Source organism: Propionicimonas paludicola (genome assembly GCF_002563675.1).
GTDB classification, from domain to species: domain Bacteria; phylum Actinomycetota; class Actinomycetes; order Propionibacteriales; family Propionibacteriaceae; genus Propionicimonas; species Propionicimonas paludicola.
Map to the genome: position 1 here is coordinate 2,913,727 of NZ_PDJC01000001.1, position 14,355 is coordinate 2,928,081.

A 14,355-nucleotide genomic window follows, 5' to 3' on the forward strand; every position below is an offset into this window, starting at 1 on the left:
AACTGGGCCCCGACTGGGTAATGGGGTAGTGCCGGGCCGGGCTTCGGGCCGGAATGCCCCGGACGGCCAGGTGGTTGTCCCTGGTGACACCACAAGTGAACGCAGCGCTCGGGCGAACCAGAGCCCGGGCCACCACAATCAGGAGAGTTGATGGCAACGAAGACGAAGAGCACTGAGCGTCCGTCCGGTCTGAGCGCCGAGGACGCAGCCACCGTGATCGAGATCCTGCAGGAACGGCTCAACGCCTACAACGATCTGCATCTGACCTTGAAGCACGTGCATTGGAATGTTGTCGGCCCGAGCTTCATCGGAGTGCACGAGATGATCGATCCCGAGGTCGATCGGGTCCGGCTCAGCGCGGACGCCGTGGCTGAGCGGATCGCCACCCTGGGCGGCTCGCCGCGCGGAACCGTCGGTGCCATCACCAAGACCCGTGATTGGGCCGACTACCCGCTGGGCCGCGCGCTGGTTCCCGACCATCTGGCCGCGATCGACCGCGAGTACGATCGGGTCATCGCCGACAACCGGGCAGCGATGGACGCCCTGGAGGACGCCGATCTGGTCACCCAGGATCTGCTGATCGGGCAGACCGGGGCGCTGGAGAAGTTCCAGTGGTTCGTCCGGGCTCACCTGGAGACCGCGGCCAAGTAGGCCGCCCGAAGACGGGGCTCGGGGCGCGGCTTGGTCCGCTCCCTGGGCCCTCTTTCGTGCCCGGTTCGGGCTAGTCGACCAGGGAGATGTCGACCAGGATCTCGCTGGCCAGTCGCTCCAGGTCGGCGGTGAGCGCCTCCGGGTCGACCTCCTGCGGGAGCCGGGCCACCACGGTGGCCTCGAACAGCCGTCCGCCCGACATCGGGGCTTCGATGATTCGGGTGGCCAGCTTCTCGATGTTCAGCCGGTGCTGGTTGAGCACGTCGGTGACGTCGCGGACGATGCCGGGGTGGTCGTTGCCCAGGACGTTCAGCTCCAGGCTGCGCCAGGCCGGCGCGGCCGGCTCCGAGCCGGGGTGGGTGGTGATCTTCAGCAGGCCGTCCAACTCGCCGAGAGCCTCGATGAGCTCTGCGCTGCGGACGTCCGGAACCGAGACCTCGACGATGCCGGCAAAGGTACCGGCCAGCTCGGCCAGTCGGCTCTGTTCCCAGTTGCCCCCATGCGCGCTGACCACCGTGGCCAGCGCCGCCACCAGGCCGGCCCGGTCGTCACCTACGACAGTCAGTACGAGATTCGCCACTTGTGCATCGTAGTGTGCGGGCCGCCGGCCGGCTTCTGGGCCCGAACCGCGGTACTCACGCCTCAACCCGCGCCGTGGGGACGGTTCCGAAATTCGTAGCGCTGCCCCCTGACAAGGGGTGGACGGTAATGGAACCGTCCCCAGTTGAGTCCGCCGAGGCTAGTCGGGCATCGCGCCGTCGAGCTGGTCGAGCGCGGCGCTCAGCTCGCCGGTTCCCCAGGGCCGGACGACCCGGGCCACCTCGACGCCGTCGGCCAGGAAGATCAGGGTCGGCCACAGCTTGACCCGATACGAGCGACCCAGCGGACGGCCCTTGCCGTCCTCCACCCGGATCCGGGTCAGGTCACTGCGTCCGCCGAGCACCTGCTCGATGGCGGCGTCCGCGCCCTGGCAGTAGCCACACCAGTTGGTGCCGAACTGCAGCACGGTGGCCCCGGCGTGGGCGTCCACCTCTTCTCGAGTGATCGACTCCGGCTGGTAGTCCATGCACCAACGCTAGTCGCCCCGGACAATCGAACCGGCGAGCAATCCTGCGTCAGGGGTCGATTGCCGGCCAAGTCCCCGAATTCGGCACGGGGATTTCATCCCGGTGCGAAAATGCGGACAACTTCGCTCCGGGAGATATCAACAATGACCTTCGAAGATGCCCTGCATGACGTCGCGGACAAGGTCCGCGAGTTCGGTCCCGCGCTCACCACCGAGGAGGCGACCAAGACCGCGGTGATCATGCCCTTCATCAGCCGCGTCCTCGGATATGACGTGTTCAACCCCCAGGAGGTGCTTCCCGAGTACGTCGCCGACCTGGGCCTGAAGCACGGGGAGAAGGTGGACTTCGCGATCCTCCGCGACGGCCAGGTGCAGATGCTGATCGAGGCCAAGCGGATCGGCGACAGCCTGAGCCTCGACCATGCCGGCCAACTCGTCCGCTACTTCCACACCTCCAACGCGCGCATTGGCGTCCTCACCAATGGTCAGCACTGGCACTTCTACACCGACCTCGAGCGGACCAACATCATGGACGAGCGGCCGTTCCTGCAGTTGGACCTGCTGAACATCGATCCCTACGTTCTGCCCGAACTCAAGAAGCTCACCAAGGAGGTCTTCGACCTGGAGTCGGTGATCCAGGCGGCCGAGGAACTCAAGTACGTCAGCGGACTGAAGCGGGCATTGGCCGATCAGTTCGAGCGGCCGAGCGATGAGCTGGTCAAGCTGCTCGCCACCCAGGTCTACGACAAGTACTTCAACGCCAAGGTCCGCGAGCAGTTCAGCCGACTGACATCCAAGGCCATGGCCCAGTTCATCAGTGAACGCGTGAACGACCGCCTGAAGTCGGCGCTCAGCGGTGACGCGGCGGGCGCTCCGGCGACAGCCCCGGTCGAGGCGGACGGCCAGCCGACCGATCCGTCGGCGCCGGAGACTGAGACCACTGAAGAGGAGCGGGCGGGCTTCCAGATCGTCCGGGCCATTGCGGCGAGTGAAGTGCCTTACGACCGCGTCTACGAGCGGGACCAGCACTCCTACTTCGCGGTCCTGCTGGACGACAACAACCGCAAGCCGGTGTGCCGACTGCACTTCAACGGCAAGAAGCTCTACTTGGGGCTGCTGAACGAGGAGAAGGTCGAGACCAGGGTCGCGCTGGAGCGGGTCGAGGACATCTACCTGCACGCGGAGGCGATCCGCGAGGCCGTCCGCCGTTACCGGTGACCTACAGGACGCCCTTGACCAGGACGAAGCAGGAGTAGCCGCGCGGCTCGCCGGTCTGGATGATCGCGTGGGCCGTGCGGGCCAGCTCGTAGAAGTCGAAGCGCTCGACCGGGGCGACCTCCACCTCGCGGTCCTCGGCGGCGTTCAGCTCGGCCTGGAACTCGCGGTGTGAGTCGAACCAGGTCTCGAGCTGTCCCGGCGGAACGATCCGGTAGGCGGCCGGAACGTCGAAGGTATCCACCGGGAACAGCTCGAGGACGGCCTTCGAGGCGGCCGCCGTATCGGCGCCCGGCAGGTGGTGCACCTGCGAGGCCGAGGTTGTCGAGGGAAAGTTGCGGTCGACGATGGCCAACCGATCTCCGTGGCCCATTGCGGCCAGATCGGCCAGCAGCGCCGGGGTGAGTAGTGGCGAGATCCTCTTCAGCATCAGCCCTCCTCAGAAGCGGTTTCGGTGCCCAGTGGCCCGTAGACCAGGGTGCCGAGGAAGCCGCCAACGAAGGTGTCACCCAGGCCGATCGTGGTCGGACGGGGCACGTCCAGCACCCGTCCGGGAACGCAGCGGACCGAACCGCCCAACCAATCCTGGATCTGAGTACAGAACTGCGCCCCACCGGCATGGACGCTCAGCTGCCGCACCGCGGCCAGATCCGCCACCGTGAAGTTGTCGCCGTAGCAGTAGCGGGTGCTGGCCAGGTCGATCCCACCGGCCAGGGCATCGGTGAACTCCCCGGCTCGGGCACCGCGGGCCAGCGACCAGTACTTGGTGTGCACCACCACAGTTGGGGCGATCGCGAAGCGGTTGAACTCGCCCAGGGCGGCCAGTACGTCGTCCAGGTCGAGCAAGTTCACCCGGCGCCCCAGGTAGGACTGCAGCTCGTCCTCGTTCAGGCTGTGCACGTCGATCCGGCCGCGGAAGTCGCGGCTGACCAGCTCGCGCATGGCGTTGTCGTGGAAACCGGCGTCCTCGTAGAACACCACCGCCTCGGCCGGCAGCTGGGTCATCGCCTGCTGCAGGAACGCGATCCGGTCGGCCAACAAGGTCGGATCGCGCATCACGTTGAAGCCGGACGGGAGGAAGGCCCGTGCTCCGGCCAAGGCGGCGGGTAGTTCCGGGCTGAGCACAAGGTCCCGATTGGGCGGATCATTGACGAAGATAATCCGGTTCGGGTGCTCGGCCCGCACTTCCCCATCGACGAGCGCCACCCGCGCTCCAGCCGGGAACTGGACGATCAGGTGCGGGTCGAGAGAGTCCCGAGTCGCACTGCTGAGGTAGTCGATTCCCGGCGGGAGCAGCCGGCGGACGTTGTCGTCGATGCTCACAAGGTGCACCAGGCTGGGTACACCCAGCTTGGCGATGGCCAGGGCGGCCCGCACGCAGGTGCCGCCCAGGCTGATCAGATAGTCGAAGCGCTCAGCGAAGTCGATGCCCAGTTGCGAGGACGAGATGTACTTCTCGCCGCCGCTGTCGGCGTCCAGAAACGCCAGGATGGCGCAGACCAGATCACGCTCGTCCTGGACCGGTGCGGTCACGTCGAGGTCGGCTCGGACGATCCGATACTGCCGGGCCAGTTCGGCCAGCAGCTCGGCGTCCCAAGCAATCTCGAAGTCGACGGTTCCGCCCAGTCCGAGGACGAGTTCGTGAGTCATTGCTGAACTATCTCCAACCTCAGCGGTACAGGTGAGCCTTGTTGTCGGCGCCGAAGAGACGGATCTTGTGCGCCGCCACCTCGTTCATGGCCTCGATGCAGGCCGGCTGGATCATCAGCGGCTCACGCAGCTTGGGATCGTCGCCGAGCACCTCACGCATCTTGGCGTGGTAGCCGACCTTGATGTCGGAGGAGATGTTGATCTTGTTGATGCCGGTCTTGGCAGCGATCGCGATCTCGTCGTCGGGGTTGTTCGAACCACCGTGCAGCACCAGCGGAATCGGCAGCACCGCCTTGATCTCCTTGAGCAGCTCGAGCTTGAGCTCGGGCTTCATCCCGGCCGGGTACAGGCCGTGGAAGGTGCCGATGGCGATGGCCAGGCTGTCCACACCGGTCTGCTCGACGAACCTCACGGCGTCCTCGGGCTTGGTGTAGATGACCTCGCTGGCGCCGGACTCACCGTAGGAGTCGTTGGCGCCGATGGTGCCGAGCTCGGCCTCAACCGACAGCCCGACAGCGTGAGCCGCGGCCACGACCTTCTTGGTGATCTCGACGTTCTCCTCGAACGGCTTGATCGAGGCGTCGATCATCACCGAGGTGTAGCCGTTCTGGATCGAGGTGAGCACCTGCTCGTAGGTGCCGCCGTGATCCAGGTGGACGGCCATCGGCACCGACGAACGGTAGGCGCGGGCCAGGATTGCCTTGATCAGGTCCGGGCCGATGTGGGCGTACTCATCGGGATGAATCGCCACGATCCACGGCGCCTGGAGCTCCTCGCAGAGGTCCGCGATCCCCTGGAACATCGCGTAGTCGCTGATGTTGAACGCCGGCACGGCGAAGCCGGCCTCGTTGGCGACCTTGAGAACTCCGTCACCGCTGGTAAGCATGCTATTTCTCCTTGTGTTTCTTTGTTTGGTAGGGAAGTTCAGTTCTTAACGGCACCGGCGGTCATGCCGCCGATGAAGTACCGCTGGAAGAAGAGGAAGAGCAGCATGATCGGGATCGATCCGAGGATCGACATCGACATCATCTGGTTCCACTCATAGGAGTGCTGGCCCATCAGCAGCTGGATGCCGATCGGCACCGTCCGCATCTCGGGGGTCTTGGTCAGGGTCAGCGCGAACAGGTACTCGTTCCAAGCGATCATGAACGTGTAGATGCCCACCGAGACCAGGCCGGGGATGCTGATCGGAACCAGGACCCGCCACAACGCCGTCCAGGACGATCCGCCGTCGACCTTCACGGCCTCGTCCAACTCACGCGGCAAGGTGTTGAAGTAGCCGGTGAGCATGATGATCGCATAGGGCAGGGTGAAGACCAGGTAGGTCAGGATCAGCCCGGCGTAGCTGTTGTAGAGGCCCAGGAAGACGATCAGACCGAAGTAGGGGATCAGCAGCGTGATCGGCGGGACGGCCTGGACGCTGACGATGATCATGTTCAGGATCTTCTTGAACGGGAACTCGTAGCGACTCAGCGCGAAGGCGGCCAGGATGCCGACCAGCAAGGTCAGCGCCGTCACCGAGAGCGAGACGAAGTAGCTGTTCAGGAAGAAGCGCACCTTGGCCGGATCGGTGAAGATCGCGGTGTAGGCATCGAAGGTGAACGTGGACGGGATCAGATGCGGCGGGAACTGGAAGATGTCGGTGTTCGGCTTGAACGAGCTCGACAGCATCCACAGCACCGGCGCACCGGCGAAGATCGCGCCGAGCACCAGGGCGATCAAGAGCCCGGTGCGGGCCAGCATGCGGGTCTGTGCTTTGGTCATGATCAGTCCCTCGCCTTCTGGGCGCGGACGTAGAAGAACGCGAGCACCATCGAGATCACCAAGACGATGACGGCGGACGCGGACGCGGCCCCGAACTGGTACTTGGTGAAGGCCAGCTTGTAGGTGAAGGTGCTCAGCATCTCCGTGGTGCCGAGCGGACCGCCGCCGGTGGTCATCCAGATCAGCGCGAACTGCTGGGTGGTCCAGATGAAGTCCAGCAGGGCCATACTGATGATGATCGGCTTCAGCTGCGGCAAGGTGATTCGGGTGAAGCGCTGCCAGGCGCTGGCACCGTCCACCTGAGCGGCCTCGTAGTACTCACCGGGGATTCCCTGCAGGCCGGCCAGCAGGCTGGTCATGTAGAAGGGGTAGCCGGACCAGATGTTGATGAAGGTGACCGCGAACAGTGCGGTCTCCGGCGAGCCCAGCCATTCGATCTGCGAGCCGGCCAGGTGGGACGCCGTCAGCAGGTAGTTGATGACGCCGTTCGGCTCGAGCAGCAGGCGCCACAGCACGGCGATGATCGCCACGGTGAACAGCCAGGGCAGCACGTAGATGGTGCGGAAGATGGCCTTGGTCTTGTGACCCAACAAGTCGGTGTTGAGCATCATGGCGAAAGCCAGGCCGAGGATCAGATGAGCGACGACGCTCACCCCGGTGAAGAACAAGGTGTTGGTGACCGCAGTCCAGAAGCTCTCGCTGGACAGGATGTCGCTGTAGTGCTTGAACCCGACGAACTGCGGGTTCTTCTTCATGATCACGTTGTCCATCAGCGAGTAGCCGATGACCATCACGATCGGAATGACCATCAAGACTGTCAGCAGGATGACGGTCGGAGAGAGGTAGCCAAAGGGAACCAAGGCCTTGGCCAAGCCCTTCTTGCCGCCAGTCGCCCGGGAGCGGCTACCGCCGGGTCCGGAGCTCTTGGCTCGTGCCGGGAGCGTGGTGGTGCTCACCGCGCCTCCTTTCGATCATGGAGTGGGGGCCTCAAGGTGAACCGTGAGGCCCCCACTCGGTACATCAGGTGGGATCAGCCGGCGAAGGCTGCGTCCCAGGCCTTCTGCGCAGCAGCCAGCGCATCATCTGCGGACTGCTTGCCGGCCAGGTACTTCTGGAACTGCTCATCGAAGGAACGCATCAGATCCTCGGCCACCGGCAGACCGGTGAACTCGTTGGTCGGAGTGCCTGCCTGGTAGATGTCGAAGGCCTGCTTGAAGATCGGATCACTGTTCACGAAGTCCGGCACGGCCTGGGCGTTGCCCGGGAAGGCGTGGGCCGCGTTGCAGAGGGTGGCGTTGACATCCTTGCCGAGCAGGAAGGCGACCAGCTTGAAGGCCTCGGCCTGGTGCTTGGAGTTGGCGGCAACACCGATGCCCCACGATGCGTACGGCATACCGCGCTTGCCGGAGTAGCCATCAGCGGACGGAATCGCGGCGACCTGGAACTTCAGATCCTTGTTCTGCTCGCGGATCAGGTTCACGTGAGCCAGCGAGTCGATCATCATGCCCACCCGGCCGTTGGTGAACTCGTTGACCTTGTCCTGCTCCTTCATGGTGAAGCTGCCCTTGGCGATCGAGCCGGCGTCGTACATGCCCTTGATGAACTCCATGGCGGACTTCACATCAGCATTGCCGGTCAGGTACGGCTTGCCGTCCTTCAGCATCGAGCCACCGGACGACCAGACCCAGCTCATCACGTCGTTCTGGATGCCGTTGGGCGCGCTGGAATCCAGCGGGAGAACCCAGCCAGCGGTGTTGTTGCCGAGCTTGGTCAGCGCGGCGGCGGCAGCGGTGAACTCGGTGCGGTTGGTCGGGACGGCGGAGACGCCGGCCTTCTTGAGCAGATCGTCGTTGACGAACATCGGGTAGACGAAGTTCGCCACGGGGATCATCCAGGTGGAGCCGTTCAGCTGCACCTGGGCAGCCAGCTGCTTCTCGTCGAAGCTGGCTGCCTTCATCAGCTCGGACAGGTTGGCCAGCGAGCCCTGCTTCACGAAGTCGTTGACCCAGGCTCCGTCGAGGCCGACCACGTCGGACATGGTGCCGGCCGCGGCACCGGCGACGACCTGCTCCTTGGTGGAGGCGTACGGGCCGCTGATCAGCTTGACCTTGATACCCGGGTTTGCCTTCTCGAACTGATCCATGAGGCCGCGCAGTGCGTTGGCGGGCAGTTCCGGCTCCCACCACTGGGCGAATTCGAGGGTAACTTCCTCAGCGGCGGCGCTGCTGCTACCTGCGGCTGAAGTCGGTGCGGTGGTGCTGCCACTGGCACATCCAGTCATTGCCAGAGTCGCTGCTGCCATCACAGCGATCCCCGCCAGGAACTTCTTACGCATCTCACTCCCTTGTTCGTGCGTGACGCGCCGGAGGAGCGGCGACTCCGCTCTGAGACTCACGATCGCGCCGGCGTGCTCATCCTGCCGTCGATTTCCTCCGAGAGTCAAGGCATTTTTGCGGGTTCTTGCGGTTACAGATCGATAACTTCCGCGGACTCTTGCTATAGATGCGGCACTAGTGGCACAATTTGCCGCATAAAGCCGCACCCCTGAGGAGAGAGTATGGCTAAGGAGAACCTCTACCCTGCGCGTCGCCGTGCCGAGATGCTGGAGTTCTTGCGGGACCGGGGCCAGGCCTCGATTCACGAGTTGTCCACGCAGTTCGCGGTCTCGGAGGACACCGTCCGTCGCGACGTCGAGACCCTGGCCGGACAGGGTTCGGTCGAGCGGACGCACGGCGGGGTGACCATCTCCCGCGAGGACCGGTTCAACGATGTGGTGCCGTTCGTGAAGCGGATCGACGCACACTCCGCGGCCAAGGACGAGATCGCCCGGGTCGCGTCCACCTTCATCGAAGAGGGTCAGAGCCTGATCATCTACGGCGGGACGACCACGCTGGCACTGGCCAAGTACCTGGCGGCGCTGCGCGGCATCACCGTGGTCACCAACAACCTGGCCCTGCCTCAGGAGCTCTACTCCCGAGGGGTCCGCGAGATCTATGTGCTGGGTGGCTCGTTCCGTCCCCGCTCCCAGGTGACCATCGGCCCGGTGGCGCTGTCCGACGGTGCCGGCAAGCCGCGCTCGATCCACGCCCGCTGGGCCATCATCGGCGTCGGCGGCGTGTCCGACGAGGGGACGGTCTGGACCAGCAGCCTTCCTGAGGCCGGGATGATGCGGGAAATGATGGACTGCGCCTCGCACACTCTGCTGCTGGCCGATGCCACCAAGTTCGGCAAGCAGGAGTTCGCCGAAGTCGCCGACCTGTCGGCCAACACCACTCTGATCACCGAGAAGCGGCCCAGCCAGGCGCTGCTCGATATGGCCGCCGAGGTCGGCGCCCGAGTGATCATCACCAGCGAGTTCGAGGACGCCCAGTCCCGCGACTGAGCTCCGCACTCTGAATCGAGAACCGATGTCTGTCCTGCCCACCTTCTCCGCCGCTGCCGCCGATCGCACCCTGGATGCCGGGGACGGCGTCGTCCGCCTCGCCCCGACCTGGGTGCCCCGGGTCTTCTCCACCCCCGGCCGGCGGATCCGGCTGCACCCCGAGGACTACTACGCCTTCGGCAAGGACCGCGGCGGGATCGACGAGCGCTGGCTGGCCTCGCCGATCAGGGCCGACAACGGCCCGGCCACCGGTGATTTCGAGGGACTCAGCCTGGTGCGCGGCGCCGAGGGTCAGCTGCTGCCCTTCGACCAGTTCATCGCCCATCACCAGGACACCCTGATCGGCTCACGGATCTGGGCGGCCTACGGCAAGTGGCCGGTGTTCGCCAAGTTCTTCGACAACGAGCAGTCGTTGCCGTTCCACGTCCATCACCGCGACGAGGACGCCCGGGCACTGGGCAAGGTGTCCAAGCCGGAGGCCTACTACTACGCCCCGCAGCTGAACAACCACCTGGCCGCACACCCGGTCTCCTTCCTCGGCCTGCAGCCCGGAGTGACCCGTGACCAGCTGCGGGAGCGGCTGATCGGCTTCGGCAAGGGTGGCGACAACCGGATCACCGAGTTGTCCTTCGGCTACCGGACCCAGCTCGGCACCGGCTGGGACGTGCCGGCCGGCGTCCTGCACGCCCCGGCCAGCGCCTGCACCTACGAGCCGCAGGCCGCCTCCGACGTGCTGTGCATGTGCGAGTCGTGGAGCAACAACCGCGAGGTGCCCGACGAGCTGCTCTGGAAGGACGCCCCGGCCGACCGGGTCGGCGACTACGACTACATCCTCGACCTGCTCGACTGGAAGCTGAACACCGACCCCGATTTCACCAACAGCCGCCGGCTGATCCCGTTCGAGACGGACGAGTCTGTCGCCGCGGCCGACCCCGGCTACGTCGAGAAGTGGATCGTGTACAAGTCGGCCATGTTCAGCGCCAAGGAGCTGACCGTGCGTCCGGGCGCGAGTGTGGTGATCACCGACGCCGATGCCTACGGAGTGATCGTGATCCAGGGCCACGGACGCTTCGGCGTCCATCCGGCCGCGGCACCGACGCTGATCCGCTTCGGTGAGCTGACCGAGGACGAGTTCTTCGTCTCCGAGCCGGCCGCGCGCCGCGGCGTCCGGGTGGTCAACCAGAGCTCGACCGAGCCGCTGGTGATGCTGAAGAACTTCGGACCGGGCACCGCGCCAGGCTTCTGAGCGCCTGGGCTCAGCCGACCGCCAGCAGCCGAGCCTTCTCGGCGGCGGGCAGGAATGAGGCCTCGATGCTGTTGCAGGCCAGGGTGTCCAGCTGATCCTGCCTGAGCCCGAACTGATCGCGGACGGCGACCAGGTTGTCGTCCAGATAGCCGCCGAAGTAGGCCGGATCGTCGGAGTTCACGGTGACCAGCAGGCCGGCGTCCAGCATGGCCGGGAGCGGATGCGCGGCCAGGTGCGGTACCGCCTTCAACCGGACGTTCGACAGCGGGCAGCTGGTCAGCGGGATCCGCTGCTCGGCCAGATGCGCGACCAGTGACGGATCCTCCACGGCCCGGATGCCGTGGTCGACCCGCTCCACCTTCAGCTCGCGCAGCGCCTCCCACACGTAGTCAGGGCCGCCTTCCTCGCCGGCGTGAGCGACGGTGTGCAGCCCGTCGGCGCGCGCCCGCTGCCACAGCGGGGCGAATGGTGCGGCCGGGAAACCGACCTCGGACGAGCACAGCCCGATCCCGAGGAGCTCGACCCCGGTGGCCAGGGCCTGGTCGTAGGCGCACTCGGCGTCGTCCGCACTGAGGTGGCGCAGGAAGGTGACGATCAGCCCCGAACTCACCCCATGGTCGACCTCGGATCGGCTCAACGCGTCGCTGACTCCGGCCAGGACCACCTCTGCCGGCACTCCGCGGGCCGTATGTGCTTGTAGATCCAGGAAGACCTCGGCCCGGACGACGCCGGCCCGGGCAGCCCGGGCCAGGTAGGCGTCGGTCAGCTCGGCGAAGTCGGCCTCCGTGCGCAACACGGCCATGTTCGCGTAGTAGATGTCCAGGAAGTCCTGCAGGCAGCCGTAGTCGAAGCGGCTGCGCAGATCGTCCACATCGCGCCAAGGCAGGGTGAGCTGGTTGCGCTCAGCCAGCTCGAAGGCGAGCTCCGGCTCGAGCGTCCCCTCCAGATGCAGATGCAGTTCCGCGAAGCCCATCACCACTCCCTCGTCGGCTGTTCCCGCGATGCTATCGCCGTCCCGCCGGGGTCGCCGCGCTACCCGTCCACCTCGCCGCGCTACCGCTCCGCCCGCCTCGCTACCCGTGCAACGGTAGCGGCGCGACAGGACGGGTAGCGAAGTGTCGAGACGGGCAGCGCCGCTGCGAACCTGAGGGTGGAGCGGTGAGCGGCCAACCCGCGTGCGCGGACGCTCAGTCGCCCAGCCAGACCACCAAGCCGGTGTGGCCGCTGAGTACGGCAGCGACTCCGGCACGGACGGCGTCCGCACATCGCTGTGGGGTGAAGGAGGCCGGGTTGTAGGTGGACGAGGTGCCCAGGCCCTCACCGCGGAAGGAGGCGCCGGCCCAGTCGGCGGCGGTGACGTTGCTGGTCGGTTCGGCCAGTTCGGCGCCCACCACCAGGAACTGCTGGCTCAAGTGGTTGGCCGAGACCAAGGCCATCGGATCGATCAGGTCCTCCCCGACGATGATGATCAGGTCCGGATGCAGTGCGATGGCCTCGTTGGCACCGGCGATGATCCGGGCGTCCGCGACGATCGTGCGCAGGTCGACGCCGTTCTCCCGCGCCCACTCCCCAACCGCAGAGCGAAGCGTCCCGGTCGGCCGATCATTGCCGGTGGTGAGCAGGACCACCCGATACCCCGGGGCCGGTCGCAGGTCGTGCCAGGATCCGGCGGTCGGAGTGAAGGTCGACTCCGGCGCCGGCGTCCCGGACGGGACGAAGCCCGCAGCCAGCCCGCCGATCGGACGGGGCACCGGCCGAGCCTCCAGCCACGGATCGGCGGCAAAGGCGGTGGCCGCAACCGCCGCCACGGCGGCCAGCCCGGCCATGGCGGCCACCAGCAGCAGCCCACGGTGCGGGGAAGTCGTCATGCCTGCTCCTGGTCGTCCGGGCCTTGTCGGATCCACTGTGCGGGGTGATCAAGGCTCAGATCCAGCCGTCCGCAGCAGAGTTCTTCCGACGTTCGCCAGCCGACCAACCGGCGTTCACCTGCGCCCGTGAGCCTTGCGCTGAACCGACAGAAGGAACCAGGCGATGCCCCACACCACCGTCCGCCCCGCCGCGCGCAATGGGGCGCTGATCGCCATCACGATCCTGCTCGGCGCCGGCTGGTTCGCGCCGGCCGCATCCGCCCACGGCTTCAGCTCGGTGGTCTACGCCAGCGTCGCCCCCGGCGAGCAGAGCGGACGGGTCCGCGCTGAACTCCAGCTCGAGTACGACCTGCTGGTGGTCTCGGCCGCCGACACCCAGCACACCGACCAGCTCTTCCGGGACGGCACCGCAGCCTTCGAGGATCAGGACGCCACCGCCCAGGCGTCCGCTCTGACCACGCATCTGCCGACCGTCCAGGCCTACGTCGACGAGCGCTTCCGGATCAGCGCGGACGGTGCCCCGTGCCCGGCCCAGGTGGTGGGACCGATCACCATGTCGATCCGGGAGGGCGTCCCCTACGCCGGCCTGGTGCTGGACGCCGACTGCGCGCGGCCCAGCGACGCCCACGAGATCACCAGCACGCTGTTCGCCGACTCCGAGGGCTTCGTCACCGGCACCACCACGATCCTGACCTACGACCTGGATCTGCACTCCGGCAGCGCCGCGCTCACCGCGCAGCAGCCGTCCTTCTCCACCGCGCAGAGCGTCGGCCAGCGGTTCTGGGAGTTCTTCCAGCTCGGCGCCGAGCACCTGCTCGGCGGCCTGGATCACATCCTGTTCCTGCTGGCCCTGATCGTCGGCTCCCGGCGGCTGCGCGAGGTGATCTACGCGGCCAGCGCCTTCACCCTGGCCCACTCGGTGACCTTCATCCTGGCCGCCACCCACACCGCCAGCCTGCCGCCGGAGTTCGTCGAACCGACTATCGCGGCCTCGATCGCCGTGGTCGGCGCCTGGCATCTGTTCCGGGTCCGTAAGGACCCGCTGGCCGCCCCCGAGCTGGCCAGTCGGACCACCTGGGGCCTGGATCGGGCCGGACGGCTCCGGCTGGCCGTGGTCTTCATCTTCGGTCTGGTCCACGGGATGGGCTTCGCCTCGGCCTTGGGTATCGACGAGCCATGGTCATGGACGCTGCTGTGGTCGCTGCTGGTGTTCAACCTGGGCATTGAGGTGGTCCAGATCGGGATCATCGCCATCACCTTCCCGCTGCTGGCCCTGCTGCGCCGACGAGCACCGCGGTGGGGTGGCTGGGTGAGCATCCTGATCGCCAGCGGGGTCGTCCTGGCCGGAGCGATCTGGTTCGTCCAGCGGATCCTCGGCTGAGCCCGGTCATCCGTCCGAGCTACAACACGCGCTCAACCGGCCAGTGTTTCCGGAACCGCCCATTGCCTCGGAGGAACCGTTCATCTGGTGTCCACCTGGCGCCAAAACAGTGTTGCTGCCGTCCAGCCGGGC

Annotated in this window: 15 protein-coding genes; 5 read left to right on the top strand and 10 right to left on the bottom strand. The window is 66.3% G+C overall.

The annotated features are described in order from the left end of the window. Positions 1-150: 150 nt before the first annotated feature. Positions 151-651 (top strand): Dps family protein, encoded by a 501-nt coding sequence (locus ATK74_RS13455; RefSeq protein WP_098461520.1) that lies wholly within the window; start codon positions 151-153, stop codon positions 649-651. Between the two features lie 70 nt (positions 652-721). On the opposite strand, the gene ATK74_RS13460 is transcribed toward ATK74_RS13455, so the two are convergent. Together ATK74_RS13460 and ATK74_RS13465 are read right to left on the bottom strand one after the other, a co-directional pair. After that, the gene (locus ATK74_RS13460) at positions 722-1,231 is read right to left on the bottom strand and encodes a glycine cleavage system transcriptional repressor (protein ID WP_098461521.1); all 510 of its coding nucleotides are present in this window, start codon (positions 1,229-1,231) and stop codon (positions 722-724) included. 159 nt (positions 1,232-1,390) lie between these two features. After that, positions 1,391-1,717: a thioredoxin family protein gene (locus ATK74_RS13465; protein ID WP_098461522.1), complete on the bottom strand. Its 327-nt coding sequence runs from the start codon at positions 1,715-1,717 to the stop codon at positions 1,391-1,393. A gap of 144 nt (positions 1,718-1,861) precedes the next feature. Between ATK74_RS13465 and ATK74_RS13470 the strand changes: the two genes are divergently transcribed. Further along, positions 1,862-2,935: a type I restriction endonuclease gene (locus ATK74_RS13470; protein WP_098461523.1), complete on the top strand. Its 1,074-nt coding sequence runs from the start codon at positions 1,862-1,864 to the stop codon at positions 2,933-2,935. A gap of 1 nt (position 2,936) precedes the next feature. Here the strand turns inward: ATK74_RS13470 and ATK74_RS13475 are convergent, their stop codons facing one another. The 6 genes from ATK74_RS13475 to ATK74_RS13500 all read right to left on the bottom strand — a co-directional run bounded on the left by ATK74_RS13475 (position 2,937) and on the right by ATK74_RS13500 (position 8,681). Next, positions 2,937-3,362 (bottom strand): RbsD/FucU family protein, encoded by a 426-nt coding sequence (locus tag ATK74_RS13475; RefSeq protein ID WP_098461524.1) that lies wholly within the window; start codon positions 3,360-3,362, stop codon positions 2,937-2,939. After that, positions 3,362-4,582 (bottom strand): ADP-dependent glucokinase/phosphofructokinase, encoded by a 1,221-nt coding sequence (locus ATK74_RS13480; RefSeq protein ID WP_098461525.1) that lies wholly within the window; start codon positions 4,580-4,582, stop codon positions 3,362-3,364. The genes ATK74_RS13475 and ATK74_RS13480 overlap by 1 nt, the downstream gene beginning before the upstream one ends. A 19-nt stretch (positions 4,583-4,601) precedes the next feature. Next, the gene (locus tag ATK74_RS13485) at positions 4,602-5,468 is read right to left on the bottom strand and encodes a ketose-bisphosphate aldolase (RefSeq protein ID WP_098461526.1); all 867 of its coding nucleotides are present in this window, start codon (positions 5,466-5,468) and stop codon (positions 4,602-4,604) included. Positions 5,469-5,506: 38 nt separating this feature from the next. After that, positions 5,507-6,346, bottom strand: coding sequence for a carbohydrate ABC transporter permease (locus tag ATK74_RS13490; RefSeq protein WP_098461527.1), 840 nt, complete (start codon positions 6,344-6,346; stop codon positions 5,507-5,509). Between the two features lie 2 nt (positions 6,347-6,348). Further along, positions 6,349-7,302 carry a carbohydrate ABC transporter permease gene (locus ATK74_RS13495; protein ID WP_211283387.1) on the bottom strand — a complete coding sequence of 318 codons (954 nt, stop codon included), beginning with the start codon at positions 7,300-7,302 and terminating at the stop codon, positions 6,349-6,351. A gap of 74 nt (positions 7,303-7,376) precedes the next feature. Beyond that, positions 7,377-8,681: an ABC transporter substrate-binding protein gene (locus tag ATK74_RS13500; protein WP_098461528.1), complete on the bottom strand. Its 1,305-nt coding sequence runs from the start codon at positions 8,679-8,681 to the stop codon at positions 7,377-7,379. Positions 8,682-8,903: 222 nt separating this feature from the next. On the opposite strand from ATK74_RS13500, the gene ATK74_RS13505 reads away from it, so the two are divergent. Both ATK74_RS13505 and ATK74_RS13510 read left to right on the top strand, forming a co-directional pair. Beyond that, a complete protein-coding gene (locus ATK74_RS13505; RefSeq protein WP_098461529.1) occupies positions 8,904-9,728 on the top strand; it encodes a DeoR/GlpR family DNA-binding transcription regulator in 825 nt (274 codons plus the stop codon). A 25-nt stretch (positions 9,729-9,753) separates the two neighbouring features. Next, positions 9,754-10,974, top strand: a complete 1,221-nt coding sequence (locus ATK74_RS13510) for a cupin domain-containing protein (protein ID WP_098461530.1) — start codon at positions 9,754-9,756, stop codon at positions 10,972-10,974. Positions 10,975-10,984: 10 nt separating this feature from the next. Here the strand turns inward: ATK74_RS13510 and ATK74_RS13515 are convergent, their stop codons facing one another. After that, the gene (locus ATK74_RS13515) at positions 10,985-11,947 is read right to left on the bottom strand and encodes an adenosine deaminase (RefSeq protein ID WP_169923864.1); all 963 of its coding nucleotides are present in this window, start codon (positions 11,945-11,947) and stop codon (positions 10,985-10,987) included. 214 nt (positions 11,948-12,161) lie between these two features. Next, positions 12,162-12,842: a type 1 periplasmic-binding domain-containing protein gene (locus ATK74_RS13520; RefSeq protein ID WP_098461532.1), complete on the bottom strand. Its 681-nt coding sequence runs from the start codon at positions 12,840-12,842 to the stop codon at positions 12,162-12,164. 163 nt (positions 12,843-13,005) lie between these two features. On the opposite strand from ATK74_RS13520, the gene ATK74_RS13525 reads away from it, so the two are divergent. Then, the gene (locus ATK74_RS13525; protein WP_098461533.1) at positions 13,006-14,223 is read left to right on the top strand and encodes a HupE/UreJ family protein; all 1,218 of its coding nucleotides are present in this window, start codon (positions 13,006-13,008) and stop codon (positions 14,221-14,223) included. Positions 14,224-14,355: the final 132 nt, after the last annotated feature.